Below are 26537 nucleotides of genomic sequence, written 5' to 3'. Positions count from 1 at the left end.
GTCGTGCCGAACCCGCTCAAACAACCGCCCCCCGCGACCGGCCAGCCGAGACCGGGACACACTCCGCAGCGCAGCCTCGCGGAATTGGCCGAGGCGGTGCCCGAAGCGTCGGTCATCGGCACGCGCGACGCACATGCGGTGATCATCACCGGCTTTACGCACGATTCGCGGGCCGTGCTTCCCGGCGACCTATACGCCGCGATGGCCGGCGCTACCGTGCACGGCGCCGAGTTCTCCGCCCAGGCCGCCGAGCGCGGCGCGGCGGCGATTCTGACGGACCGTGACGGAGCCGAGCGCGCGGCTGCGACCGGCCTGCCTGTGATCGTCGTGCCGTCCGTGCGCCCGGTTCTGGGCCCGATCGCCGCGAACCTCTACGATCAGCCATCCGCGCGCCTGAAGATGCTCGGCGTGACCGGCACCAACGGAAAAACCACGGTCAGCTACCTGATCGACGGCGGTTTGCGCGCGGCCGGCTACCACACCGGCCTGATCGGTACCGTCGAGACGCGCATCGGCGACCGAGCCATAAAGTCCAGCCGCACCACGCCAGAGGCCCCCGATCTGCAGGCACTGCTGGCGATGATGATCGAGGACGGTGCCGGCGCGGTCGCCATGGAGGTCTCCAGCCACGCGCTGGCTTATGGCCGGACCGCTGGGATCCGCTACACCGTCGCCGCGTTCACCAACCTGACGCAGGATCACCTCGACTTCCACGCCGACCTTGAGGACTACTTCGAGGCCAAGGCGAAGCTGTTCACGCCCGGCTACACCGAGTTCTCGGTGATCAACGCCGATGACGGCTACGGCCGGCGCATCGCGCAGCGGCTCACCGACGCTGACCTGCCGCACTGGACCTTTTCATCGCGCGGGACGCCGTCGGCGCACTGGCGCGCCGAAGCCGTCGAACCGATGCCCGAGGGCTCTCGGTTCACCCTCGTCGGCCCGGATGACATCCGGCTGGCCGCATCGGTCCAACTTCCCGGCGGATTCAACGTCTCCAATGCGATGGCCGCCATCATCACCCTCATCGCAGCCGGGGTTGAGCCGCAGACCGCGGTCGCCGGTGTCGCGTCCGTTCCCGGCGTACCCGGCCGGATGCAGCGAATCGACGCCGGACAGCCGTACCTGGCCGTCGTGGATTACGCGCACACGCCCGACGCCATCGACACGCTCCTGGCCGCCATCCGGCCGGTAACCGCTGGCCGGGTGCGTATCGTCATCGGTTGCGGCGGCGACCGCGACCGTGGCAAGCGGCCGCTGATGGGCGCGGCGGCTGCGCGTGGGGCCGACGAGGTCATTCTCACCAACGACAACCCGCGTTCCGAGGACCCGCTCGCGATCCTCGAGGCGGCGGCGGCCGGAGCGCGCGAGGCCATTGCCGCAGGGGCCGCGTCGATCGTGCACGTCGTACCGGACCGCGCCGAGGCCATCGCCGAGGCAGTGGCCGCGAGCCGCGCCGGAGATGCGCTCGTGGTCGCGGGCAAGGGACACGAACAAGGACAGGAGATCGCCGGAGTGGTGCATCCGTTCGACGACGCGGCGGTGCTGCGCGCGACGATCGAGGGATCGCCGGCCGACAGGTCCGCACGACCCGCCGCGCCCGCTTCCGACTGGTCGGAGCCGCAGTGATCCGAATGACTCTCGCCGAGATCGCGCAGGCGGTCGAGGGGACGCTGACCGAGGGCACGGACGGCACCCTGGCGGTCGCCGGCCCGGTCACCGTGGACTCCCGTGCGATCGAGCCCGGCGGCCTGTTCGCGGCCTTCGTCGGCGAGCACGTGGACGGCCACGACTTCGCCGCCGCCGCGGTCGCACAGGGCGCGGTGGGCGTTCTGGCGAGCCGTCAGGTGACCCGCGAGGCCGGGCAGATTCCGGCGGCCCACATTCCAACGGTGCTCGTCGCCGACGTGCAGGACGCACTCGGCAAACTGGCCTGCGCCGTGGTCAGTCGCCTGCCGCAGACCACTGTGATCGGGCTGACCGGCTCCTCCGGCAAGACCTCGACCAAGGACATGCTCGGCCAGGTCCTCGCGGCCCACGGCACGACGATCGCGCCCAAAGGCAGCTTCAACAACGAGATCGGGCTGCCGTTGACCGTCCTGCGCGCCGACGAGGACACGCGCTACCTCGTGCTGGAGATGGGTAGCCGCGGGATCGGCCACCTCACCTACCTTTGCGGGATCGCGCCGCCATCCGTCGGACTGGTGCTCAACATCGGCAGCGCGCACGTCGGCAAGTTCGGCTCGAAGGTGCAGACCGCGCAGGCGAAGGGCGAACTGGTCGAGGCGCTGCCCAAGGATGGCCTGGCCGTGCTGAACGCCGATGACGCGCTGGTCGCGCCGATGCGTGAGCGGACCGTCGCCCGCGTGCTGACTTTCGGCGAATCCGCCGACGCCGACGTGCGTGCTTCCGAGATCGAACTTGCACCGGACGGCCGCGCCTCCTTCCTCCTGCACGCGGACGCCTACGGCGAGCCCGCTCAGGTCGCGCTGCGTGTGGTCGGCGAGCACCAGGTCGCCAACGCGCTGGCGGCCGCGGCCGCGGCGCTCGGCCTCGGCCTGCCGATGGCGGCTGTGGCCCGGGAACTGTCGGCGGCCGTAGCGCTCAGCTCGGGGCGGATGGCCGTGTCGGAACGCGCCGACGGCGTCGTCGTGATCGACGATGCCTACAATGCCAACCCGGAATCGGTCAGGGCCGCGCTCAAAGCGCTGGCCACGCTGGCCCGTGCCCGGCCCGGCGCCCGCACCTGGGCGGTGCTCGGGGAGATGCTTGAGCTGGGCGAGCGGTCCGGCGAGGAGCACGACGCGATCGGGCGGCTGGCCGTCAGGCTGCGGGTGGACCGGCTGGTCGCGGTCGGCGAGGGCGCCGCGCGCGTGCACGCCGGGGCCAGCCACGAAGGCTCGTGGGGAGAGGAATCCGTGATGGTGGCCGACCCGGATGCGGCCTTGGCGCTGCTGCGCGAGCAGCTACGGCCCGGAGACGTGGTGCTGGTGAAGGCGTCCAACTCGATCGGCCTCAGTCGCGTGGCCAAGGCCCTGCTCGACGACGACCTGCCCGGTCAGTCGCCCGACGCGGCGCTCGGCACCGCGGAGGCCGACCGGTGAGGGCGGTCCTTTACTCCAGCGTCATCGCGCTGGTCTGCTCGCTGGTCGGCACCCCGCTCATCATCAAGATGCTGGTCAAGCGCGGCTACGGCCAGCTGATCCGGGACGACGGTCCGAAGAACCACCTGACCAAGCGCGGCACGCCCACCATGGGCGGGATCGTGATCGTGCTCTCCACGCTGATCGCCTACGGCGCGACCAAGCTGGCCACCCAGCACTGGCCGAGCGCCTCCGCGTTGCTGGTGCTCTTCCTCATGACCGGGCTTGGCGCGGTCGGCTTCGTGGACGACTTCATCAAGATCTACAAGCAGCGCTCGCTCGGGCTGCGGGCCAAGGCCAAGCTGATCGGCCAGGCACTGGTCGCGGTGATCTTCGCCGTGCTGGTGCTGCACTTTCCGGACCAGTACGGCCTGACCCCGGGCTCCACCAGCGTCTCGTTCCTCACGGACACCACGCTCGTGCTCGGCCCGGTGCTGTTCGTGGTCTGGGCTTACCTGCTCATCTCCGGGACCTCGAACGCGGTGAACCTCACCGACGGCCTCGACGGCCTGGCGACCGGGGCGTCGGCAATGGTGTTCGCCGCGTACGTACTCATCGGCATCTGGCAGTACGGCCAAAGCTGCGTTAACGCCCCCGGCCCCGGCTGCTACGCGGTGCGTGACCCGCTAGACCTGGCGATCGTGGCTGCGGCGTTGATGGGGGCCTGCTTCGGATTCCTGTGGTGGAACGCCAAACCGGCGAAGATCTTCATGGGCGACACCGGCTCCCTCGCGCTCGGCGGCGCGCTGGCCGGCCTGGCCATCTGCTCGCGTACGGAACTGCTCATCGCGCTGCTCGGCGGCTTGTTCGCGATCATCACCCTGTCCGTGATCATCCAGGTGGGCTCGTTCAAGCTGCGCGGCAAACGGGTGTTCAAGATGGCCCCGCTGCAGCATCACTTCGAGCTGATGGGCTGGGCCGAGGAAACCATCGTGATCCGGTTCTGGATCATCGCCGGGCTCTGCGTCGCGCTCGGCATCGGGGTGTTCTACGCCGGATGGGTGACCGGGTCGTGACCGAGGATCTGACCTCACGTCAGGATCCGGACTGGCGGCGGCCGGACGTCGAGGGCCACGCCACCATTCCCTGGCAGGGACTGCGCGTTTGCGTCGTCGGCGCACGGGTGGTCGGCCTTTCGGCGGCGCGCGCAATGCGCAAGCTCGGCGCGGACGTCACAATCGTCGACCGCTACGACGACGAGACGACCACCGAGCGCGCCGCGCCGCTGACCGCCGAGGGCATTCACGTCCGACTTGGCGACGATGCCACGTTGCCGGACAGCTGCGAACTACTCGTCCTTTCCCCGGGCATCCCGCCGACCGCCCCGATCGTCGCTGCGGCGCGTGCTGCCGGCAGTCCGGTGTGGGGCGACGCGGAACTGGCCTGGCGGCTGCGTAAGCCGCTCCCGGATGGCTCTTACGCGCCCTGGCTGCCAGTCACGGGCACCAACGGCAAAACAACCGCGGTGCGAATGCTCGCCGCGATGCTGGAGGCCGCCGGGAAACGCACCGTCGCGTGCGGCAACGTCGGTCTACCGATCGTCGACGCGGTAACAGCGGACGAGCCCTACGAGGTGCTGGCTGTCGAGCTGTCGAGCTTTCAGCTGCACTGGACCGAGTCATTGAGTCCGCTCGCTTCGGCCGTGCTCAACATCGCCCCCGACCACGTGGACTGGCACGGATCGCTCGACGAGTACGCCCGCGCCAAGGGCCGCATCTACGAGAACTGCCAGATCGCCTGCGTATACAACGTCGCCGACGACGCCACGCGCAAGCTTGTCGAGGACGCGGACGTGATCGAAGGCTGCCGCGCCATCGGATTCACCCTCGGGGCGCCCGGACTGTCCATGCTCGGCGTCGTGGACGGCATCCTCGCCGATCGTGCCTTTGTCGAGGACCGGCAGCACAACGCGGCCGAGCTCGGCACGATTTACGACGTCGAGCCGCACGCCCCGCACAACATCGCCAACGCGCTCGCGGCCGGAGCCCTTGCCCGCGCGTATGGCGTGTCTCCCGCGGCAGTACGCGACGGTCTTCGCGCCTTCCGGCCGGACCCCCACCGCATCGCGTTCGTCGCCTCCATCGACGGCGTGGACTTCGTCGACGACTCGAAGGCCACCAACCCGCACGCGGCCGCCGCGTCCCTGGCCGCGTACGACGACGTCGTCTGGATCGCCGGCGGGCTGGCGAAGGGCGCGACCTTCGACGAACTGATCGCCGGCGCGGCCAAGCGGCTGCGCGGCGCGGTACTGATCGGTGCGGACCGCGCGGTGATCGCCGGAGCGCTCGCGCGACACGCCCCCGACGTGCCGGTCGTGGACATCGGCGGCGCGGAGGATGGGCTGACCGGGGCGGAGGCGATCGACCGCGTGGTGGACGCCGCGATGCGGCTGGCCGCTGGGAAGGCGGCCGCGCTCGGTGCCGCGGCGGCGGACACCGCGCCGGTCACCGTGTTGCTCGCGCCGGGCTGCGCGTCGATGGACATGTTCGTCTCCTACGGCGAGCGCGGTGACTTGTTCGCGCGCGCCGTCCGGGAACGCAAGGCGGCGCGCGGGTAGCGTGCGCTAGGAAGGTGCCGAAGCTCTGGGCCGGATCAGCGGAACGGTCAGCCGCGCCCGGATGGCAAGGCGCCGGGCCGTCCCCAGGCCGCGGTTGCCTGTGGACGGTTCGGCAACGTAGCCAGGCGGGATGCGGGGGCCGTTTCCGCCCGGCCCAGAGCTTCAGCACCTTCCTACAAAGCGTTTCTCGGGAGATGGGCGGACAGGCGTGGTTGAACAGCAGGATCGACCTACACGCTTGCGCCCGGCTTCCGCGACAGCTGACGGTGCGTCAGCTAGTGCTGCATCAGGTACCGCATCGGACGGCGCTGGCTTCAATAACGCCGTGCTTGCCGCCTGGAACCTACTCAGCCGCCTGAGACCTGGTCGCGTGCGTATTGGCGAAGGTCACCCGTCGCTGCCCCGGTACTTCCTGATCGGCGGGACTTTCCTCCTTATCGCGGTCGGCCTGCTCGAGGTGTATTCGGCTTCGACCGTGCACAACCTGCTCACCGGCAAACCGGAACTCGGCACCATCGAGCGGCAGGCGATCTCGGCGGCCATCGGTATTCCGATAATGGTTATCGCGGCGCGCCTGCCGGTGCGCTTCTACCGCGCGCTGGCCTACCCGCTGCTGATCGTGACCCTGATCATGCTGATGATGGTCCTCGCGCTGGGCGAGGTCTCCACCGGCGGCAACCAGAACTGGCTGGTCTTCGGTCCGCTGACCATCCAGCCCAGCGAGTTCGCCAAGTTCGCCCTGGTGCTGTGGGGCGCGGACCTGTTGGCCCGCAAGGAGAAGCGGCTGGCCAGCTGGGACCACCTGATCGTGCCGCTACTGCCGATGGCCGGACTGATCATCGGACTGGTCATGCTCGGCGGCGACATGGGCACCTCCATGATCATCGGAGCGATCGCCTTCGCGTTGCTGTGGATCGTCGGCGCCCCGGGCCGGCTGTTCACGATTCTGACCGGGTCCGCCGCGGGGCTGGCGACCATCGCCGTGCTGATCCGGCCGAGCCGGGTGCGGCGGTTCACCGCATTCCTCGACCCGGCCTCAGACCCGCAGGGCACCGGGTTCCAGGCCATGCACAGCTTCAGCGCGCTCTCCACCGGCGGCTGGTTCGGCGTCGGGGTCGGGGCCAGCCGGGAGAAGTGGGGCTCGCTTCCCGAAGCGCAGACCGACTTCATCTTCGCGATCATCGGCGAGGAACTGGGCCTGATCGGCTCGCTGGCCGTGCTCGCACTGTTCGCGCTGATCGGGTACGCGGGCGTGCGGATAGCGCTACGGGCTCAAGACACCTTCGTGCGCCTGGCCTCCGGAGCGGTTACCGCGTGGCTGATGGTGCAGGTGATGATCAACCTCGGCGCGGTGCTCGGAGTGCTGCCGATCGCCGGCGTACCGCTGCCTTTCGTGTCCTACGGAGGCTCCTCGCTGCTGCCGTCGATGGCCGCTATCGGCATGCTGATCTCGTTCGCACGGACCAGCGTCGGTGCCCCTGAGACCGGTGACGGGGCCGCGGGACGAACGGATATGCTCTCGACCCGGGCCGGTGCGGCGTCCTCGGCGGTCGCCGGCTCCGGCCGTCCGCGCCCGCAGGCACAGCGAAAAGAGGGACGCACAACGTGACCGACGCAGCCCGCCCGATCCATGTCGTGCTTGCCGGCGGAGGCACCGCGGGGCATATCGAACCGGCCCTGTCCCTGGCCGACGCGCTGCGCAGACGTGACCCGCGGATCGGCATCACGGCGCTCGGCACGACGAAGGGCCTGGAGACCAGGCTGGTCCCGGAGCGCGGCTACGACCTCGAACTCATTCCCGCGGTGCCGCTGCCGCGCAGGCCCACCTCGGAACTTTTCACGGTGCCGAGCAGGCTGGCCGGAACGGTCCGCCGGGCCGCGGAGGTGCTCGACAAGGTCGGCGCGGACGTCGTGGTCGGCTTCGGTGGTTACGTCGCGCTGCCCGCCTACTTCGCGGCCCGCCGCCGCACGGTGCCGATCGTGCTGCACGAGGCCAACGTGCGTCCCGGCTTGGCGAACCGCGTTGGCGCGCGGATGACGGACCGGATCGCCACGGGCTCGCCGGACTGCCGGATCGGCGGCGGCCGGTACATCGGCATGCCACTGCGCCGCGCGCTGGCCACACTCGACCGTGCGGCGTTGCACGCAGAAGCCTGCGACGCGTTCGGTCTTGAGAAGGATCGGCCGACGCTGCTGGTCTATGGCGGTTCGCAGGGCGCGCGGCGGCTGAATGAGGCGGTCGCTTCGGCCGCGTCCACCTTCACCAGCGCCGGAATCCAAATCCTGCACGCGGTGGGCCGCACGAACTACGACGAGTCGGCGGAGCGCAATGCTGCCGCAGCGGGGGAGAGCGGCAGCGGCGCGAGGTACGTGGCGGTGCCTTACCTCGACCGTATGGACCTCGCCTACGCGGCCGCGGACCTCGTGCTGTGTCGTGGCGGCGCGATGACGTGTGCCGAAGTCGCCGCAGTCGGCCTGCCTGCCGCTTACGTGCCACTGCCGATCGGTAACGGCGAACAGCGGCTTAACGCACAGCCGGCCGTGCGGGCAGGCGGTGGCCTGATGGTCGACGACGCGGATCTGACCGCGGATTGGCTCACCCGTGAACTGGTCCCGTTGGCGCTGAATCGCGAGAAGCTGGACCTGATGGGCCGCGCCGCATTCGAACTCGGTCGCCGCGACGCCGACGAGGCACTGGCCGATCTCGTCTTCGAGGCCGCCGGGAGCACACCGGCCGTCGCCGCGGGACCTACCGGCCTCGACGCCGCCGGAGCCGGCGCGTGAGCGTCGAGGGCAGCGAAAAACCGTCGGTCGACCCGCGCGGATATCAGCCACCGCAGATCATTCCCGCGGCCGAGGAGCTCGGCCACATCCACTTCGTCGGCATCGGCGGAGTCGGCATGGCGCCGGTCGCGCGTATCGCGGTCGAGCGCGGTCTGCCGGTGTCCGGCAGCGATATCAAGCGCACCGCGACGATCGACGCGCTCAGCGCCGCCGGGGCGATCATTCGGATCGGGCAGTCGCCGGACAACCTCGACGGCGTGGACACCGTCGTGGCTACGACCGGCGTTCGGCCGGACAACGTGGAGCTCGTCGAGGCGATGCGGCGCGGCCTGCGCATCATCCACCGGGCGACCGCGCTCGCCGCGCTGATGGTCGGCCGCACCGCGGTCCTCGTCGCCGGCACCCACGGCAAGACCACGACCACCTCGATGCTCGCCGTCGCACTGGAAACGCTCGGCTCCGACCCCTCGTACGCGATCGGCGGAGAGATCGGCGCCTCCGGGATCAGCGGACACGCGGGTGGCGGAGACGTGTTCGTCGCCGAGGCCGACGAGTCGGACGGCACGTTCCGGCACTACCAGCCCGATGTCGCCGTGGTGACCAACGTAGAACTCGACCACACCGACTACTTCGGCTCGCTCGACGATGTGCACAAGGCCTTCGTCGAGTTCGTCGACCGGCTCAAGCCCGGCGGCCTACTGGTGGCCTGCGCGGACGATCCGGGTTCTGTCGCGGTCGGTCGGGTGGCGCAGGACAGCGGCTTGCGCGTCGTCTGGTATGGCGAGGCGGCCATCGTCCCGGGTCACCCGAGTGATCAGCGGGTTGATTACCGGATTACCGGCGTGGAACTGGTCGGTGCGGCAGCCCGCTTCGAAATCCACGCCAAAGACAGCGGTGCGGTACACCGCCTCGCGCTTGCGATCCCGGGCCGCCACAACGCCGCCAACGCCACCGCAGCATTCGCCGTCCTTAACGCACTCGGCGCGGACCTGAACGAAGTACCGGCCGCGATCGCCGCGTACCTCGGTGCCCGTCGTCGCATGGACTTTATGGGCGAGGCTGCCGGCGTTCGTGTCTACGACGACTACATGCACCACCCGACCGAGATCGCCGCCACGCTCGCCGCCTTCCGGGCACTAGCGGGCGAGGGCCGGTTGCTCGTCGCCTTCCAACCGCAGCGCTTCACCCGCGCCCGGACCTTCTTGCGCGAATACGGGCCGCCGCTCGGTGCCGCAGACGCCGTAGTCGTCCTCGAGGTCTACCCCGGCTCCGGGGAGGACCCGATTGCCGGGGTGACCGGCGCGGTCATCGCGGCCGACGTACCGCTCCCGCCCGACCGCGTCGTCTTCGAGCCGGACACCTCGGCCGTCGCCGGCCGCCTCGTGGACTGGGCCCGGACCGGCGACGTGATCGTCACCGCAGGAGCCGGCGACGTGACCACCCTCGGCCCGAAGATCCTTGAGTTGCTCGCGGCCCGCGGCGGCGCGGCGGCTGCGCAATCGCCGGATCGGGAGGCAGGATCGGGCTCGTGAGCGACGACGTCACCGATCCGCCGCGGTCAGGTTCCAAGAACCGCGACTCGGCGATGTCGGACGAATCCTCAGTCGCCCCGAACTCTTCGTCCACCCCGAGCCCTTCGCTCACCTCTGTCTCGCGCCTGCCCGCACAGATCTATGCCGCTCGCATGCGTTCGCGCGAGCGCTGGCGCCGGCTGAGCGTGACCATAACGGTCACCCTCGTGCTGTTCGCTATCGCCGCGTACTTCGTCATCTGGCACACCTCGATGCTCGCGCTCACGACCGTGCGCGTCGCGGGCGAGAAGAACGTGGGCGCGCGGCAGATCATCGCGGCTGCCAAGCTCGTTAACGGCACACCGCTCGCCTCACTCGACACCGGCGGCGCGGCAGCGCGCGTGCAGAAGCTGCCGCAGATCGCCACCGCGAGTGTGTCCCTCGATTGGCCGCACACCGCGGTGATCACCGTCACCGAGCGGGTCCCGGCCGCGTTGATCCCCAATGGTTCGCGTTACGACGTCGTGGACGTGTCCGGAGTGGTCTTCGGCTCGGTTAACGCACCGACCGGTGGGTTACCGGTCATCGATGTCCAGGGTGGCGGAGCAGTCAAGGCAGCCGTCGTACCTGGCGCACTCGCCGCTCTCAAGGCGCTCCCTGCGGACATCGTCCATCAGATCACTGGGATCTCAGCGACGAGCGCGTACTCCATCTCGCTCAAGCTGCACAGCGGCTCGGTCGTGAACTGGGGCGGAGCCGACGACGCACCGGCCAAGGCGGCCGATCTGGCCGCGCTGCTGCGGCTCGGCAAGGCCGCCCGATACGACGTCAGTGCCCCGGAAGCTCCCGCAATGTCCGGACGATATGACTGATTGACGCCGGGTCAGTTGAACTGTGCTCGAGGAACTTTCGGCGTGTTCGTTGAACAGGGGCTCTGAGAGACCTACTGTCGATTCGTCGATCGAGTCGTCACCTTGATGACTGCCATAGTTGATGTTGACCCTAATTGATGTTGACTCAGTCCGAGGGCGATAAGGTCGTTCGCGAATAGAGCGCGGCTTCTGAGAGCCAGCAGACACCGAGCGCCGACCATCCGTACTCACCAGCGCGAGAGGCCTTCGAACCGTGGGTGCACCGCAGAACTACCTCGCCGTGATCAAAGTCGTCGGGATCGGCGGCGGTGGCGTCAACGCGATCAACCGGATGATCGAGGTCGGGCTCAAGGGCGTCGAGTTCATCGCGATCAACACCGACGCGCAGGCCCTGCTGATGAGCGACGCGGACGTCAAACTCGACGTCGGCCGCGAGCTCACCCGCGGCCTCGGCGCCGGGGCCGACCCGGACGTCGGCCGCAAGGCGGCCGAGGACCACGCCGAGGAGATCGAAGAGGTCATCAAGGGCGCCGACATGGTCTTCGTGACCGCCGGCGAGGGCGGCGGCACGGGCACCGGCGGCGCTCCGGTGGTCGCCCGCATCGCCCGCTCGCTCGGCGCGCTGACCATCGGCGTGGTGACCCGGCCGTTCACCTTCGAGGGCCGGCGGCGCGCGGCCCAGGCCGAATCCGGGATCGCGCAGTTGCGCGAAGAGGTCGACACCCTCATCGTCATCCCGAACGACCGGCTGCTTTCCATCTCCGCGCCGGGCGCCACCGTGCTCGACGCGTTCAAGTCGGCCGACCAGGTGCTGCTCTCCGGTGTCCAGGGCATCACCGACCTGATCACCACCCCCGGCCTGATCAACCTGGACTTCGCCGACGTGAAGTCGGTCATGTCCGAGGCGGGCTCCGCGCTCATGGGCATCGGCTCGGCCCGCGGTGACGACCGCGCGGTCGCGGCGGCCGAGATGGCGATCTCCTCCCCGCTGCTCGAGGCGTCCATCGACGGCGCCCGCGGCGTGCTGCTGAGCATCTCCGGCGGCTCCGACCTCGGCCTGTTCGAGATCAACGAGGCCGCGCAACTGGTCTCCGAGGCGGCGCACCAGGACGCGAACATCATCTTCGGCGCGGTCATCGACGATGCGCTCGGCGACGAGGTGCGGGTCACCGTCATCGCGGCCGGTTTCGACGGCGGCCAGCCGGCCAAGCGACGCGAGGGCAGCCCCCGCCGCGCCGACGAATCCACCCCGGCCCCTAATACCACCGTGCACAACGCGATGCTCGGCGCACTGCCCCGGCCCGAGGAGAATGAGGACCCGCTCGCGGCCACCATCCCGGGTACCCGCACCGAGGACGCTGCGCTCGCCGCCGATGAGCTGGACATCCCGGACTTCCTCAAAGAAGGCAATTAACACAGTCTCCAAGGCGGACAACTGGCCCGGTCTTCAAGCGGGCGACCAACCCGCTCCCGGCCCAGGGCTGACGGTTCGTCGGAAAATGATCACCGCCGGGCCCGCGGTTGGTGATCGCGGGCCGATCTGACAGGCTCGGGGCATGACTGTCGCAATCAGCGGCCCGCTGCGCTTCACCTTTACCGACCGCCGCGGCGGAGTCAGCCAGCCGCCGTACGACTCGCGCAACCTCGGCGACCACGTCGGCGACGATCCGCAGGCCGTGCGCGCCAACCGCGCCCTGACCGCCCGCGAGTTCGGCGTCGCCCCCGAGCAGGTCGTCTACATGAAGCAGGTGCACGGCACCGACGTCGCGGTAGCCCGCGAACCATGGCCGGACGAGGAAGCGCCGAGCGTGGACGCGCTCGTCACCGACCAGCCCGGCCTGGTGCTCGCCGTGCTCGTCGCGGACTGCACGCCGGTGCTTCTCGCGGACGCCGCCGCCGGTGTCGTCGGGGCAGTGCACGCAGGCCGCGCCGGAATGGCCGCCGGTGTAGTGGACTGCGCGATCGCTGCGATGTGCGAACTTGGCGCGGAGCCGTCGCGCATGCAGGCCTTCACCGGCCCTGGCGTATGCGGGGCTTGCTACGAAGTGCCGGAAGCTTTGCGCGCCGAAGTAGCCGCCAAAGAGCCCGCGTCCTGGTCCGCCACACGCCAGGGCACGCCGGCGATCGACGTACCCGCAGGAGTGTCCGCGCAGCTGCGGCGCGCGGGCGTCAAGGAGACCGTGACGCGCGTCGCCGACGGCTGCACGATGGAGAATCCGCAGTACTTCTCCTACCGGCGCGACGGCCGCACCGGCCGGTTCGCCGGCTTCATCTGGCTCGACGAGGGCTGAGGCACGGTGGTTGACTCGCAGGCCCTATCCGAGCTCGAAGACGAACGCACCCACGAGCTCGCCGCGAATCTCAAGGCTCTGCGCGACCGGATTTCCGCCGCCTGCGCCGCGGCCGACCGACCGGCCGCCGAGGTCGCGCTGATCGCGGTGACGAAGTTCTTTCCCGCCGATGACGTGCTGCGACTGCTGCGGCTCGGCCTGACCGAATTCGGCGAGAACCGTGATCAGGAGGCTGCGGCGAAGGCGGCCCAAGTCGCTGACATCCAGCTGCGCTCTGCGCGGCCGCGCTGGCACTTCATCGGCCAGTTGCAGACCAACAAGGTCCGTTCGGTGGTCGCCTACGCCGACGTGGTCCAATCGGTAGATCGACTCAAACTGGCCGCCGCGCTGGACCAGGCGGCGGTCCGGTCAGGGCGCACGCTCAGCTGCCTGGTCCAAGTGAATCTGGATCCTGATGCCGCGGGCCGCGGCGGCGCCGAGCCCGCGGACGTCGAACGGATCGCCGACGCCGTAGCCGGCAGCGCCGCGCTGCGCCTCGGCGGCCTTATGGCGGTCGCCCCGCTCGACGCCGATCCGCGCCCCGCGTTCGAACGGCTCGCGCAGTTGGCCGCCAAAGTCCGTGGCGCACACCCGGAAGCTGTGTCACTCTCAGCGGGGATGAGTGGGGACCTTGAACCGGCGATCGCGGCAGGCGCGACACACGTACGCATCGGCTCCGCCTTGCTCGGTCGGCGACCGCCGCTGCGGTAACGTCTGATCCAGTATGTGAACGAAAGCGCCGATCGCTCATTTCAAAGCTCCGCCAAGGTTCGCAGGGGGAGTCACGGCGGAGACCGGCGACCGGTTGACCGTCAGTTCGAACAAGGAGGGACGGGCATGCCCGGATTCATGAAGAAGACGGCCGTCTACCTCGGGCTGATGGAGGGGGACGACCCCTACGCGTACGAGGAATACACCGAAGAGGCGGAGGAGGAGCGTCCGCTGCGCCTCGACGACGACGAGGAAGAAGACGAGCGCTACTCCGCCTCGCGCTCCGAGTCCGCCGCCGAGCAGGAGGCGCGTCCGCTGTTCCTGTCCGAGCCGCGGCGTCCGCGCGACGCCGAGCGGCCCGCCGAGCGCACCGAGGTCGTGCGGCGTGACGCCGGCGACTCGGGCTTCCACGGCGGCCAGTCCGGCAACTACCCGTCGGCCCGGCCGGCCCAGATCTCGCTGCTGCCCGAGCGCACCGAGCGCTATGAGCGCCCTGCGTCCGTGGCCACCGCGATGGGCAGCGTCGGGCACGGCTTCGGCGGCGGCGACGGCGGCAACGGCGCCGGCGGCTCCTCCAGCGACGCCTACCGCATCACCACCCTGCATCCGCGCACCTACAACGAGGCGCGCACTATCGGCGAGCACTTCCGTGACGGCACCCCGGTCATCATGAACCTGACGGAGATGGGCGACGGCGACGCCAAGCGGCTCGTCGACTTCGCCGCGGGCCTGGTCTTCGGCCTGCGCGGGTCCATCGAGCGAGTGACGCAGAAGGTGTTCTTGCTTTCACCTGCTAACGTCGATGTGACGGCCGAGGACAAGGCCCGCATCGCCGAGGGCGGGTTCTTCAACCAGAGCTGACAGGCGGTGCCCGACCGGGTGCCGCCGGTGACCGCGGCAATCTGGACGGACGGACGATTTCTCGATGGGACACCTGGCGATCCAACTGGTCACAGTGGTTCTGTGGGCGTACTGGGTCGTGCTCATCTTCCGGTTGATCATGGAGCTGGTTTTTCAATTCGCCCGCTCCTGGGACCCGCACGGTGTCATGCTGGTGGCCGTGGAGTCCGCATACACGGCCACCGATCCCCCGCTGAAGTTCCTGCGTCGGCACATCCCGCCTCTACGTCTCGGCGGTATTGCGCTGGACCTGGCGTTTATGCTGCTGTTGCTCATCATGTGGCTGCTGATCGGGGTGGTGGGCCGTCTGTGACACGACAAAACCGCCAGGAACCGAGATATTGTCTGTCCGGTACGCCGACGATCCACGCTGAGGTGAAGAGATGCCGTTGACCCCCGAGGACGTGCACAACAAGCAGTTCACGACCGTCCGGCTCCGCGAGGGATACGACGAGGAAGAAGTCGACGCCTTCCTTGACGAGGTGGAGGCCGAACTCACCCGGCTCTTGCGGGAGAACGAGGAACTGCGCGCGAAGTTAGCCGCCGCCACGCGCGCCGCGGCCGCCGCGCAACAGCAGCCGCCCATGGACCGTCCGCCGATGGATCGAATGCCGGCCAGACGAGAACCGGTGCCGATACCCCCGCAGCTCCCGGCACCGATGCCGGTGCCCGTACCGCAGCCGCAGCCGCCGCAGTTCCAGCCCGGCGGCGACTCGGCGGCCCGGGTGCTCGCGCTGGCTCAGCAGACCGCCGACCAGGCGATCGCCGAGGCGCGCAACGAGGCCAACAAGATCGTCGGCGAGGCGCGCACCCGTGCGGACGGCATGGAGCGCGAGGCCCGCGGCAAGGCCGACGCGCTTGAGCGGGACGCGCAAGAGAAGCACCGCGTGGCGATGGGCACCCTGGAGCAGGCCCGCGCCTCGCTGGAGCGCAAGGTCGAGGACCTGCGCGCATTCGAGCGCGAATACCGCCAGCGGCTCAAGTCGTACCTGGAGAGCCAGATGCGGCAGCTGGAGTCCAACAGCAGCGATGACCCGATGCTCTCGGCCTCCCGCGGCGGCTCGCCGTTCCCGCAGCTCGGCGCGGGCGCCCCGGCTCCCGCCCAGGCTCCGGCGATGGCCGGCGTCGGAATGGCTCCCGGCATGTCCCCGGGTATGTCGGCCGGGCCGCAGCAGGGGGGCTACCCTCCGCCGCCGCCCATGCCGGCTCCGGCGATGGCCGGCTCCGCGATGAGCCAGATGACCCAGACCATGGCACCGATCCGGCCCGGCGTGCCCCCGCAGCCGGCCCCGGTCTATCCGCAGGCGCCGTCGCCGATGCGCGGCTTCCTGATCGACGAGGACCCCGACTCCTGATCAACGACTGAGAGAAAACACACCGGCAGGCGTACCCGCGGCCCCGGTCCCCTCGCAGGGACCGGGGCCGTTCGCCGTTCAAGCCTCGAATCCGCGAGGCCTGGAAACTTTCAGATCGGGCAACCTGCTACAGATCTCTTACCGCACTGGTGCGCGGGGCTCTGTTCCGGTTGACTTGGCTCCCTGGAACATGAGCACGCCTCGGACGACTGGCGGAGAACCGCCACGTGGCGGCCTCGGGTCGGAGGGGTTTCGCGAATGCGGCCGACGGAGCGGGTGAACGGCGAGGAGGCTCGCCGCAGTGTGCTCGCCGGTGTGCTTGAGCAGTACCGGGCGATCGTGAGCGATCCGTCCGCGCTGTCGGCCGGAGCGGGAGGGCCCGACCCCATCTCACAATGGGCGGCGACCGAGTACAGCGAGGGTCCGCCGCTGGCCGCGGTCGTGGAGCTGACCGGCCCGATGTCGGCCGAGGCCATCGCCGCGCTGGCGCTCGACGCCGTCACGGAGCTGACCGAGCTGCACGCCACCGGTGTCGTGCACGGCGACCTCAACCCGGCCAACCTGCTGCTCTCGGACGGGGGAGTGCGGCTTATCCACTCCGGGATCGCTCACACCATCGACGGGGCGACGCTGACCGATCTGCGCGGGAACCCGCGCACCGTCGCCTATCTGACGCCGGAGCAGATCCTCGGCCAGCCTTTCGACGCGTCGGCAGACGTCTTCGCGCTCGGCGGGCTGCTGGCGTTCGCGGCCGTGGGTGTGCCCCCTTTCGGCAACGACGAGCCGAACGCGGTGCTGTACCGCATCGTGCACGAGGAAGCAGTGCTCGATTCGGTGCCGGATTCGCTGCGCGGACTGGTGAAGGCATGCCTGAGCAAGGACCCTGCACAGCGCCCCTCCTTGCAGACCCTCGCCGACCGCGCGTGCGGCGTGTTCAGCGACGCGGTCGCGTCGCTGCCGAGGCAGGAGGAATCCGGCGAGTCGGCGGACGTGTCGGGTGCCGCAATGGCGACCGAGGGTGCGGCCTTCTTCGCCGAACCCGCCCCCGGTGAGCGGACCGCCTCGTTCGAGCCGATATTCGACCCGATCTTCGAGCAGGCGACGGATCCGCGCCTGGAGCCGGTGTATGACGCACCGCCGGGCACGCCGTTCGAATCCGGGCGCTTCGACGCCCCGCCCTTCGAATTCGAGGCGGCGCCCTTCGAAGCCACGCCCTTCGAAGCCGCGCAGTTCGAAGAAGAGCCGTTCGCGCCGGAAGCATTCGCCCAGGAAGCATTCGCGGAACCGTCGTTCGACACGGCTTCGGCCGAGCCACGGTTCGAACCGGACCTCGGCCCGGCGCTCGACGCGGCGTTTGAATCCATGGCCGAACCCACCGGCGAACCGACCACCACCATCGTGTCCTTCCCCGCCGCGTTGACCCGCACGGACGTCACGCTCACCGAGGTGCCGCTGCGGGATCCGTTCGAGGAGCCGATGCCCACGAGTCGGCAGCCGCGTTACGAGCCGCTCTCGAAGCTGAGCCGGGAGGCGACCGCCGAGTCGACCATGACCGCCGAGCCGATCGGACTGGATGAGCGGCCGCGGCGGCGCAGGTCACGGTCGGTCAGCCTCGCCGCGCTCGGCACCGTGGTGATCATCGGCGTGGTCGCGGCGCTGGTGGTGCGCAGCATGACCCATTCGACCGCGCCGGCCACCGCGCCACAGGCCAGCGTGCCGGTGATGCCGACCGCGCCGCTGCCCGGCACCTTCCTGACCGGGCCCGGCTGCCCGCTGAGCGCCTGGGCGGCGGTCACGCAGACCGTGGCGCCCTCCGGCGGCCTGGTGCAGAACGCCGGAGGCGGCGCTCAGGACTGCGGCGGCGCGGCGATCGCGTTCATCAAGTCCGGCACCACGAACCCCGGCCCGTCCAGCTACTCCTGGACCTTCCACCTCGGCTGGTCCGCGCGCTGCACGCTCTCGGTCTTCGTCGCCAACGCCGCGCCCTCCTCGGGAATCGCGACCTATCAGCTTTACCTGCCGACCGACGGTCAGATGGCGCCCACGGCCACCTTCAAGATCAACCAGGGCAAGATGAAGGGGCAGTGGGTCTCCGCCCCCGAACTCACCGGCGTAGCGCTGCCGGGCGGCTCCATGCAGCTGCGGCTGACGGATATCGGCGCGTTCACCGGTGACCGGTTCCACGTCACCGCGTCGGCGGTCAAGGCCGCCTGCTCCCAGGTCCCCTGATCGGGACTGAGAGCAGGCGCACCTCCTTATCAGTGCTCGACGAGCCTGCTCCACGGCTTTACTCGCTGGCTCACACCTTTGCGAGCGCGAACGCCAGGCCCAGTTCCTCGTCGCGGAACGCCTGCGCGGCCGGATCGAGCGGTCCGTCGCCGCCGGTGAACTCGACCGCGAGCACATCGGCCGCGATCGATTCGCCATGCACGCGCAAGGCCTCGAGCGTCTCCGGCTTCGAGCCGTACCACACCAGCCGGATCCGGTCGGCGACGTCCAGGCCGCTGTTCTTGCGCGCGTCCTGGATCAGCCGCACCGCGTCCCTGGCGAGCCCGGCCAGCCGCAGCTGCGGGGTGATCACCAGGTCGAGCGCGACCGTCTCGCCGTCGGCCGTGGCCACCGCCCAGCCCTCGCGCGGGGTCTCGGTGACGATGACCTCGTCGGCGGTCACCTCGACCTGCTCATCCTGTCCGGCCTCGTCTGGCACCGTGACCGCCGCCGCGCCGCGCTCGCGCAGCTCGGCCGCGAGTGACGCCGCGTCAGCTGCCGCGATGGCATTGGCCACCATCGGGGTGCGCTTGCCGAAGCGCTTGCCCAGCGCCCGGAAATTTCCCTTGGCGTGGTACTCCAGCAGATTCTGCCCGTCGACACCGTCGCCCGCCTCGGCCAGCGCCCCGGTGCTCTCGACGTTCAGCTCCTCCGCGACATGCGCGCGAAGCTCGGCGCTGAGCGAGGCCCAGCCGGTCGCGCCCACCAGGGCCCGGCCGAGCGGCTGACGGGTCTTCACGCCCGACTCCGCGCGAGTGGCCCGGCCAAGCTCCACGAGCCGGCGCACCAGTGCCACCTGCTCGCCGAGCCGCGGGTCCGTGACCGACTCGTCCACCACCGGCCATGCGGCCAGATGCACCGACTCCGGCGCGTCGGGAGTGACCGGCCGCACCAGGTCCTGCCAGACCCGCTCGGTGACGAACGGGACCAGCGGAGCCATCAGCCGGGTCACCGTCTCCAGCACCGTGTGCAGCGTGGCCAGCGCGGCCGGCTCGGCGTCCCAGAACCGGCGGCGCGAGCGGCGCACGTACCAGTTCGAAACGTCGTCCACGTACGCCGCCAGCAGCTTGCCGGCCTGCTGCGTGTCGAACGCCTCCAGCGCGGCGTCCACGTCGCCCACGAGCCGGTTCAGCTCGGCGAGTACCCACCGGTCCAGCACCGGCCGGTCCGCCGCAGCCGGGTCCGCCGCCGACGGCGACCAGCCGCCGGTGCGCGCGTAGAGCGCCTGGAACGCGACCGTGTTCCAGTAGGTCAGCAGCGTCTTGCGCACGACCTCCTGGATGGTCGCGTCGCCGACCCGCCGCGCCGACCACGGCGAGCCGCCGGCCAGCATGAACCAGCGCAGCGCGTCCGCGCCGTGCCGGTCCATCAGCGGGATCGGCTCCAGGATGTTGCCGAGGTGCTTGGACATCTTGCGCCCGTCCTCGGCCAGGATGTGCCCGAGGCACAGCACGTTCTTGTACGAGGACTGATCGAACACCAGCGTGCCGATCGCCATCAGCGTGTAGAACCAGCCGCGGGTCTGGTCGATCGCCTCACAGATGTAGTCCGCCGGGTAGGCCTGCGCGAACTCCTCGACCGAGCCGGGCGCGTGCGGGTAACCGAGCTGCCCGAACGGCATCGAGCCGGCGTCGTACCAGCAGTCGATGACCTCGGGCACGCGCACGGCCGTCCCGCCGCAGGCCCCGTCTCCGTCCTGAGCCTTAGCCGGGCAGTTGAACGAGACCTCGTCGATGTAGGGCCGGTGCGGATCGAGTCCGGACACGTCGCGCGCGGCCAGCTCGCCGAGCTCCGTCAGCGAGCCGACACAGGTCAAGTGCCCCTGCGGGCAGCGCCAGATCGGCAGCGGGGTGCCCCAGTAGCGGTTGCGGGAGAGCGCCCAGTCGATGTTGTTGTTCAGCCAGTCGCCATAGCGGCCGTTCTTGATGTTCTCCGGGAACCAGTTCGTCCGCTCGTTCTCGCGCAGCAGCGCGTCCTTCACCGCCGTGGTGCGGATGTACCAGGACGGCTGCGCGTAGTAGAGCAGAGCCGTGTGGCAGCGCCAGCAGTGCGGATAGGAGTGCTCGTATTCGAGGTGCCGGAACAGCAGGCCGCGGGCCTTGAGATCGGCGGTCAGCTTCTCATCGGCCTTCTTGAAGAACACCCCGCCGACCAGCGGCACGCTCTCCTCGAAGGTCCCGTCCGGCCGGATCGGGTTCACCACCGGCAGGCCGTACGCGCGGCAGACCTTCAGGTCGTCCTCGCCGAACGCGGGGGCCTGGTGCACCAGGCCGGTGCCGTCCTCGGTGGTGACGTAGTCGCCGAGCACGACGAAGTGCGTGTCAGGGCTCTGCCCGTCCGGTCCCTTCGGGAAGGCGACGAGCTCGAACGGCCGCTGGTAGTGCCAGCGCTCCATCTCCTGGCCGGTGAAGGATTCGCCGGTAGCCGTCCACCCCTCGCCCAGAGCCTTGGCCAGCAACGGCTCCGCGACGACAAGCCGCTCGTTACCGTCCGTCGCGACGACGTAAGTCACGTCCGGATGTACGGCCACCGCGGTGTTGGACACGAGCGTCCAGGGCGTCGTCGTCCACACCAGCAGCGCGGCCTGCTCCGCGCCGTCGCCACCGGCTAGCGGCCCGGAGGTTAGCGGGAAACGCACGAACACGGATGGGTCGACGACCGTCTCGTACCCCTGCGCGAGCTCGTGGTCGGACAGACCGGTACCGCACCGCGGGCAGTACGGAGCGACGCGGTGATCCTGGACCAGTAGGCCCGTGTCGAAGATCTGCTTGAGCGACCACCACACCGACTCGATGTAGCCGGGGTTCATGGTCCAGTACGCCTCGGACAGGTCGACCCAGTAACCCATCCGCTCGGTCATCTTCTCGAACTCGCCGACGTGCCGTTTGACCGATTCTCGGCACTTGGCGTTGAACTCGGCGACGCCGTAGGCCTCGATGTCCTGCTTGCCGGTGAAGCCGAGCTCCTTCTCCACCGCCAGCTCCACCGGCAGGCCGTGGCAATCCCAGCCGGCCCGCCGCTCGACCCGGTAGCCCTTCATGGTCTTGAAGCGCGGGAAGATGTCCTTGAAGACGCGAGCCTCGACATGGTGGGTGCCGGGCATGCCGTTGGCGGTCGGCGGTCCCTCGTAGAAGGTCCACCGCGGGCCGTCGGCGGTGGCCTCAAGGGACTTGTGGAAGACGGAGTGGTCACGCCAGAAGCCGAGCACCTCGTGCTCCAAGGCCACCAGGTCCACTTGGGCGGGTACCGGGCGATACATGTCTCAAGTCCCTCTCGCGAGCGTATGTCTCGGTCGCGAAGGGACGAGGCGCCCGCGCCGTGTCGACGAACACTGCGTCCGAAAGCGCAGCGTTCGAAACCCACAGCCGCAGGGTTCCCGCGGTACCACCCTTCTTGGCCAGGAAACGCTGCGGCGAGCAGCTCCAGGCCCTCTCGTTGTGCTGCCCGGCCGGGTCTACTGAGCGCCGCTGCGCGCCGTGATGGCGGCAGCTGCACGGTTCTTCCGGCGGCTCCGGGGTGATCTTCGCGCCGTACCCGCCACCAGGCTCACACCATCCCTGGCTCGCTCGCGGCTGCGTGCGGCGTTACTGTCCCCATCCACGCCCATTCGGACTGCGGCTCATAGTGTAGAGCCATGGCTCGACCGCAGCCGCATCATTTGCCTTCTGGGCACGACGGACCCGCTCCCGCCATGCGCATCGCCATCCGCGTGAAGCCCGGAGCGAACAGGACCAGGGTCGGCGGGACCTATGGCGCCGACGCCGCTCACGCCGCGCTGGTGGTCGCCGTGCCGGAGCGCGCGGTGGACGGCAAGGCGACCGAGGCGGCGCTCAAAGCGCTCGCCGAGGCGCTCGGCGTCCCACGGCGCAGCGTCCGGCTCGTATCCGGCGCCACCAGCCGGGACAAGGTGGCCGAAATCTCCGACCCGCCGGCCGGTACGAAGGAGCGGCTGAACACTTATCGCGCAGGTTAAACCGGGTGCCTCGGCTGGTCACCCGCGCGGCGTACCGCTCCGGCGGAAAAAGTTCTTTGCCGTTTCGTGATTAGCGATGGAGAGGGCCGGGCACCAATCGCACGCGTAACCCGTTGTGCGGAATGGGTGACGGGCGTCGGAGCGCTTCCCCACCCGCACCGCAACACCCGCACCCGAGCCGCCCCGGTAGCTTCCCTTTCGCCGTCCGGAGCGGCCGTTTCCGATCTGAGAGCGAGGGATGCACCCGTGAGCAGCACCGCGCGCAATTCCGCCCCCGCCGCGTCACCGGCGATTTCCGCTCCGGCCGCGAAGAAGGCCGGTAAAAAGACGGCGGCCAAGCCTGCGCAGCGCCCAGCGGCCTCCGGCCCGGCGAACAAGGTGCCCGCCTCGCGAGGTGGGCGGGCCGCGGCCGCGAAGCCCAAGACAGAGGTGCCCACGCCCGAACCCGCGCTGGTCGCGGCCAACGGCACCGCCGGTCGCGGCGCCCCGGGCGCGCTGCCGGTACGTCCCGGTGAGGACCCGTGGACCGAGGCCGAGGTCGCCGAGGTCGAAACCGACCTGCGCGCCGAGGTCGACCGGCTGCGCGCGGACGTGACCTCCGCCGACAACGCCCTCGCCGACCTGCTGCGCGACGCCAGCGACGGTGCCGGCGACGACCAGGCGGACGCCGGGTCGAAGAACTTCGAGCGCGAGCACGAGATGTCGATCGCGGCCAACGCGCGGGAGATGCTGCTTCAGTCCGAGCGGGCGCTGGCCCGGATCGCGGCCGGAGCCTACGGCGCCTGCGAGACCTGCGGTGAGCCGATCGGCAAGGCGCGCCTCCAGGTCTTCCCGCGAGCGACGCTGTGCGTCAGCTGCAAGCAGAAGCAGGAGCGGCGCTACTAATCGGGCTGTCACCGGTCACCGCCCGATGCGCGTCTTTCTCAGCTCTCGCTGAATGCACCGGGCGCGACCAGGTAAGGTCGCCGCGTGGAACGTATGGACACTGCACACGGGCAGGAAGCCGCGCCGGCGGCCGAGGACGATCGCTCATCGGCCGCCGACCAGGCGCATTCCCCGCAGCCCGAAGCCCCAGCCGCGCCGGCCGAGAGCGCGGCGGGCGACGTTCCTTCCGCCGCTTCGGGACGGCGGGTGCGCCGCATAGGCGTCCTGATCGCGGTCGCCACCGCCATCTACGCGCTGGACGTGGCGAGCAAGGCGATCGTGGCCGCCACGATGCACTATGGGCAGCCGATCAACCTGCTCGGGCCCGCGCTCAAGCTCGACTACACACGCAACCCCGGCGCCGCCTTCTCCATCGGAGCGGCCTACACGATCATCTTCACGGCCATCGCGGTCGGCGTGATCGTGGTGATCCTGCGCCTGTCCCGCCGCCTGTTCAGCCTGCCGTGGGCGATCGCGCTCGGGCTGCTGCTCGGCGGCGCGCTCGGCAACCTCACCGACCGGCTTACCCGGGCGCCTGGGATCTTCCGCGGCTGGGTGGTCGACTTCATCGAGCTGCCGCACTGGCCGATCTTCAACCTCGCCGACTCGGCGATCTGCGTCGGCGGCGCGCTGATGGTGCTGCTGGCGTTCCGTGGCCTGCACCCGGACGGCACCGACGAGCGCGCCGTGCAGCAGACCCAGGCACACAAAGCCGGCCAGGCTCCGCAGGAGCGGACCGAGCCGGGCGACGAGACGGACGGAACCACCGCGTGAGCACCGGAACCCTGCGCTCGCTGCCGGTTCCGGACGGCCTGGACGGCGAGCGGGTCGACGCCGCGCTGTCGCGGATGTTCGGCCTCTCGCGCACCAAGGCCGCCGACCTCGCCGCGGACGGCCGGGTCATGATCGACGGCTCGGTCGTCGGCAAGGCGGACAAGGTCCGCGGCGGCGCCTGGCTCGAGGTGGAACTGCCGCCACCTCCGGTCCCGGTCGAGCAGACCATCCCGGAGCCGGTCCCCGGAATGCGGATCGTGCACGACGACGACCACATCGTCGTGGTCGACAAGCCGGTCGGCGTCGCGGCGCATCCGAGCCCTGGCTGGCTCGGCCCGACCGTGGTCGGCGGTCTCGCCGCGGCCGGTTACCGCATCTCCACCTCCGGCGCGGCTGAGCGACAAGGCGTCGTTCACCGGCTCGATGTGGGTACCTCCGGCCTGATGGTGGTCGCGAAGTCTGAGCTGGCCTACACGCTGCTCAAACAGGCGTTCCGGGACCGCACCGTGGACAAGACTTACAACGCGCTCGTACAGGGGCACCCGGACCCGATGAGCGGCACGGTAGACGCACCGATCGGCCGCCACCCCAAGCTGGACTACAAGTGGGCGATCATCGCTGACGGCAAGGACTCGGTCACTCACTACGACACGATCGAGGCGTTCCGGCACGCGACTCTGCTGGAGATCAAGCTGGAAACCGGCCGCACCCATCAGATCAGGGTGCACATGTCCGCGCTCCATCACCCCTGCGTCGGCGACCTGACCTACGGTGCCGACCCGGCGCTCACCAAGCGCCTCGGCTTGGCGCGACAGTGGCTGCACGCGGCCAGGCTCGCGTTCGAACACCCGGGCACCCGCGAGCGCATCGAGTTCTCGTCGCCGTACCCTGACGATCTTCAGCACGCGCTTGACGTAATCGCCGCAGAAAGCTGACGTGGTGTGAGACGAGGCCGTCTCAGACGAGTCCGCCAGGCCAGGCGTGACCATCGCGGAGCGCGCCGACGCGGCGCCCAACGGCTGGCTCGTGCTCATCTATCGGATCCCGTCCGAACCGACCCGGCTGCGCGCGACCGCCTGGCGCCGCCTCAAGGGCTTAGGCGCGATCTACCTGCAGAACTCCGCGGCAGCGCTGCCCGCCAGCGCGGCTGCAGAGCGGGCGCTGCGCAAGCTGCGGCACGAGATCGGCGAGATGGGCGGTACCGCAGTGCTGCTCTCGTGTACCGCACTCGCTGGCGAGAGCGAGGTGCTAACCGCGTTTCAGACCGCGCGAGACGACGAGTACGAGGAGATCATCGACAAATGCCAGGACTTCCTCGGGCAGCTCGACAAGGAGTACAAGGCCGAGCACTTCACCTACGCCGAGCTTGAGGAAAACGAGGAAGACCTCGTCAAGCTCCAAGGCTGGCTGGCCAAGGTGACCGACCGGGACGTCTTCGGGGCACCGAAACGAGCCGCCACGCTCGAAGCGCTCGGCACCTGCGAGCGAGCCCTGGAGGAATACGCGGCCCGCGTTTACGCGGAGGAGGGCGAGGGGCAGTAAGCCCCGGCGCTCAGCTCCGCACGCAGCGGACGGTTACCGCTTGCGGCGCGCCCGCCAAAGGCTCCACGGCAGCACGAGCGCCACCGCCGCCGGCAGGATCCACCAAGCCGGGACAGAACTCTTACTCACCGCGAAAGTGATCGCCAGCGCCGCGACGACGAACACCGCGACCCGCCAATCGTCGCCGACGACGAAGTCGTACCAGAAGGCGCCGAAGGCCTTCAGCCTCGTGATCATGACTGCTCCATCCGCAGGGCCGCGACCGGCGTGGCTGCTTCCCGCGGCGGCGCCGACTGACGCAGCACCGCGACAAGACCGAGCGCGAACAGGGCCACCACCGGCGCGATCACGAGCAGCGCCGCGTCCTCGCCGGGCCAATGCGCGTCCGCGCCTTCCGCGCCCCAGAACATCCCGAAGCTGGTGAGCATCACGCCGACCACGAACTTCAGCGTGTTCTCCGGTACCCGCGAAAGCGGCGCCTTGATCGCGACGCCCACCAGGGTGACCACAACGATCGCACTGAGCGCGGCGAGCGCGGCCAGCGGCACGTCGTGCTGGTTGCCGCCGAAGGTGATCGCGATGAACGCGACTTCGAGCCCTTCGAGCAGTACTCCCTTGAACGAGAGCGTGTAGGCGTACCAGTCGGTGACCACCCAGCGCCGCTCGGCCTGCGCCTCGCGCGCCGCGGCCAGTTCCCGGTCGAAGATCGCGTCCTCGTCGTGCAGATCCTTGTGCCCGCTCGCCCGCAGCACCGCCTTGCGCAGCCACTGCAAGCCGAAGATCAGCAGCAGCGCCCCCACGATGAGCCGCAACGCGCCGAGCGGAATCGCGGTGAGCGCCGGACCGAGCGCGGCGACGATGGCGGCCAGCACGATCAGCGCACTGATCACGCC

23 protein-coding genes are annotated in these 26537 nt (G+C 69.8%); 20 read left to right on the top strand and 3 right to left on the bottom strand.

Going from position 1 to position 26537, the window contains the following annotated elements:
* Positions 1-3 precede the first annotated feature (3 nt).
* From VN779_RS01635 to VN779_RS01565, 15 genes are all read left to right on the top strand, one after another.
* Entirely contained in the window at positions 4-1629 is a 1626-nt protein-coding gene (locus VN779_RS01635; RefSeq protein WP_414639550.1) for a UDP-N-acetylmuramoyl-L-alanyl-D-glutamate--2,6-diaminopimelate ligase, read from the top strand.
* Positions 1626-3104 carry a UDP-N-acetylmuramoyl-tripeptide--D-alanyl-D-alanine ligase gene (locus VN779_RS01630; RefSeq protein ID WP_349260593.1) on the top strand — a complete coding sequence of 493 codons (1479 nt, stop codon included), beginning with the start codon at positions 1626-1628 and terminating at the stop codon, positions 3102-3104. Before VN779_RS01635 ends, VN779_RS01630 begins: the two co-directional genes overlap by 4 nt.
* Positions 3101-4159, top strand: a complete 1059-nt coding sequence (mraY, locus tag VN779_RS01625; protein WP_325719408.1) for a phospho-N-acetylmuramoyl-pentapeptide-transferase — start codon at positions 3101-3103, stop codon at positions 4157-4159. Before VN779_RS01630 ends, mraY begins: the two co-directional genes overlap by 4 nt.
* Positions 4141-5700, top strand: coding sequence for a UDP-N-acetylmuramoyl-L-alanine--D-glutamate ligase (murD, locus tag VN779_RS01620; protein ID WP_325719406.1), 1560 nt, complete (start codon positions 4141-4143; stop codon positions 5698-5700). The genes mraY and murD overlap by 19 nt, the downstream gene beginning before the upstream one ends.
* 370 nt (positions 5701-6070) lie before the next feature.
* Positions 6071-7309, top strand: a complete 1239-nt coding sequence (gene ftsW, locus VN779_RS01615) for a putative lipid II flippase FtsW (RefSeq protein WP_325719404.1) — start codon at positions 6071-6073, stop codon at positions 7307-7309.
* Between the two features lie 17 nt (positions 7310-7326).
* Positions 7327-8484 carry an undecaprenyldiphospho-muramoylpentapeptide beta-N-acetylglucosaminyltransferase gene (gene murG / locus VN779_RS01610; RefSeq protein WP_349260595.1) on the top strand — a complete coding sequence of 386 codons (1158 nt, stop codon included), beginning with the start codon at positions 7327-7329 and terminating at the stop codon, positions 8482-8484.
* Positions 8481-10016, top strand: a complete 1536-nt coding sequence (gene murC / locus VN779_RS01605; protein WP_325719400.1) for a UDP-N-acetylmuramate--L-alanine ligase — start codon at positions 8481-8483, stop codon at positions 10014-10016. The genes murG and murC overlap by 4 nt, the downstream gene beginning before the upstream one ends.
* A complete protein-coding gene (locus VN779_RS01600; protein WP_325719398.1) occupies positions 10013-10867 on the top strand; it encodes a cell division protein FtsQ/DivIB in 855 nt (284 codons plus the stop codon). The genes murC and VN779_RS01600 overlap by 4 nt, the downstream gene beginning before the upstream one ends.
* Positions 10868-11120: 253 nt before the next feature.
* Complete coding sequence (gene ftsZ, locus VN779_RS01595) at positions 11121-12281, top strand: cell division protein FtsZ (protein ID WP_325719396.1); 1161 nt, start codon at positions 11121-11123, stop codon at positions 12279-12281.
* 142 nt (positions 12282-12423) lie between these two features.
* Positions 12424-13158 (top strand): peptidoglycan editing factor PgeF, encoded by a 735-nt coding sequence (gene pgeF, locus VN779_RS01590; protein WP_325719394.1) that lies wholly within the window; start codon positions 12424-12426, stop codon positions 13156-13158.
* Between the two features lie 6 nt (positions 13159-13164).
* Positions 13165-13908 (top strand): YggS family pyridoxal phosphate-dependent enzyme, encoded by a 744-nt coding sequence (locus tag VN779_RS01585; protein ID WP_325719392.1) that lies wholly within the window; start codon positions 13165-13167, stop codon positions 13906-13908.
* Positions 13909-14034: 126 nt separating this feature from the next.
* Positions 14035-14769, top strand: coding sequence for a cell division protein SepF (locus VN779_RS01580; RefSeq protein ID WP_325719390.1), 735 nt, complete (start codon positions 14035-14037; stop codon positions 14767-14769).
* Positions 14770-14833: 64 nt separating this feature from the next.
* Positions 14834-15121 (top strand): YggT family protein, encoded by a 288-nt coding sequence (locus VN779_RS01575; RefSeq protein ID WP_325719388.1) that lies wholly within the window; start codon positions 14834-14836, stop codon positions 15119-15121.
* 70 nt (positions 15122-15191) lie between these two features.
* On the top strand, positions 15192-16163 hold the full coding sequence (locus VN779_RS01570; RefSeq protein ID WP_325719386.1) for a DivIVA domain-containing protein: 972 nt from the start codon (positions 15192-15194) through the stop codon (positions 16161-16163).
* Between the two features lie 258 nt (positions 16164-16421).
* Entirely contained in the window at positions 16422-18392 is a 1971-nt protein-coding gene (locus tag VN779_RS01565; RefSeq protein ID WP_325719384.1) for a serine/threonine protein kinase, read from the top strand.
* A 70-nt stretch (positions 18393-18462) separates the two neighbouring features.
* Here VN779_RS01565 and ileS read toward each other — a convergent pair whose 3' ends face one another.
* Positions 18463-21690, bottom strand: coding sequence for an isoleucine--tRNA ligase (ileS, locus tag VN779_RS01560; protein WP_325719383.1), 3228 nt, complete (start codon positions 21688-21690; stop codon positions 18463-18465).
* Positions 21691-22122: 432 nt separating this feature from the next.
* Between ileS and VN779_RS01555 the strand changes: the two genes are divergently transcribed.
* From VN779_RS01555 to VN779_RS01535, 5 genes are all read left to right on the top strand, one after another.
* Positions 22123-22404 carry a DUF167 domain-containing protein gene (locus VN779_RS01555; RefSeq protein ID WP_349260594.1) on the top strand — a complete coding sequence of 94 codons (282 nt, stop codon included), beginning with the start codon at positions 22123-22125 and terminating at the stop codon, positions 22402-22404.
* Between the two features lie 246 nt (positions 22405-22650).
* Positions 22651-23289 carry a TraR/DksA family transcriptional regulator gene (locus VN779_RS01550; protein ID WP_325719380.1) on the top strand — a complete coding sequence of 213 codons (639 nt, stop codon included), beginning with the start codon at positions 22651-22653 and terminating at the stop codon, positions 23287-23289.
* A 93-nt stretch (positions 23290-23382) separates the two neighbouring features.
* Entirely contained in the window at positions 23383-24102 is a 720-nt protein-coding gene (gene lspA, locus VN779_RS01545; protein ID WP_325719412.1) for a signal peptidase II, read from the top strand.
* Positions 24099-25037, top strand: a complete 939-nt coding sequence (locus VN779_RS01540; protein ID WP_325719378.1) for an RluA family pseudouridine synthase — start codon at positions 24099-24101, stop codon at positions 25035-25037. The genes lspA and VN779_RS01540 overlap by 4 nt, the downstream gene beginning before the upstream one ends.
* A 46-nt stretch (positions 25038-25083) precedes the next feature.
* Positions 25084-25644, top strand: coding sequence for a Chromate resistance protein ChrB (locus VN779_RS01535; protein ID WP_325719376.1), 561 nt, complete (start codon positions 25084-25086; stop codon positions 25642-25644).
* A gap of 33 nt (positions 25645-25677) precedes the next feature.
* On the opposite strand, the gene VN779_RS01530 is transcribed toward VN779_RS01535, so the two are convergent.
* Positions 25678-25881, bottom strand: a complete 204-nt coding sequence (locus VN779_RS01530; protein WP_325719374.1) for a hypothetical protein — start codon at positions 25879-25881, stop codon at positions 25678-25680.
* A partial coding sequence (locus tag VN779_RS01525) for a hypothetical protein (RefSeq protein ID WP_325719372.1) occupies positions 25878-26537 on the bottom strand: 660 nt, incomplete at its 5' end. The genes VN779_RS01525 and VN779_RS01530, both read right to left, overlap by 4 nt.

The organism is Actinocrinis sp., assembly GCF_035605935.1.
Lineage (GTDB): Bacteria > Actinomycetota > Actinomycetes > Streptomycetales > Catenulisporaceae > Actinocrinis.
Note: the sequence above shows the minus strand (reverse complement) of the source record. Positions and strands in the feature narration are given on the sequence as shown.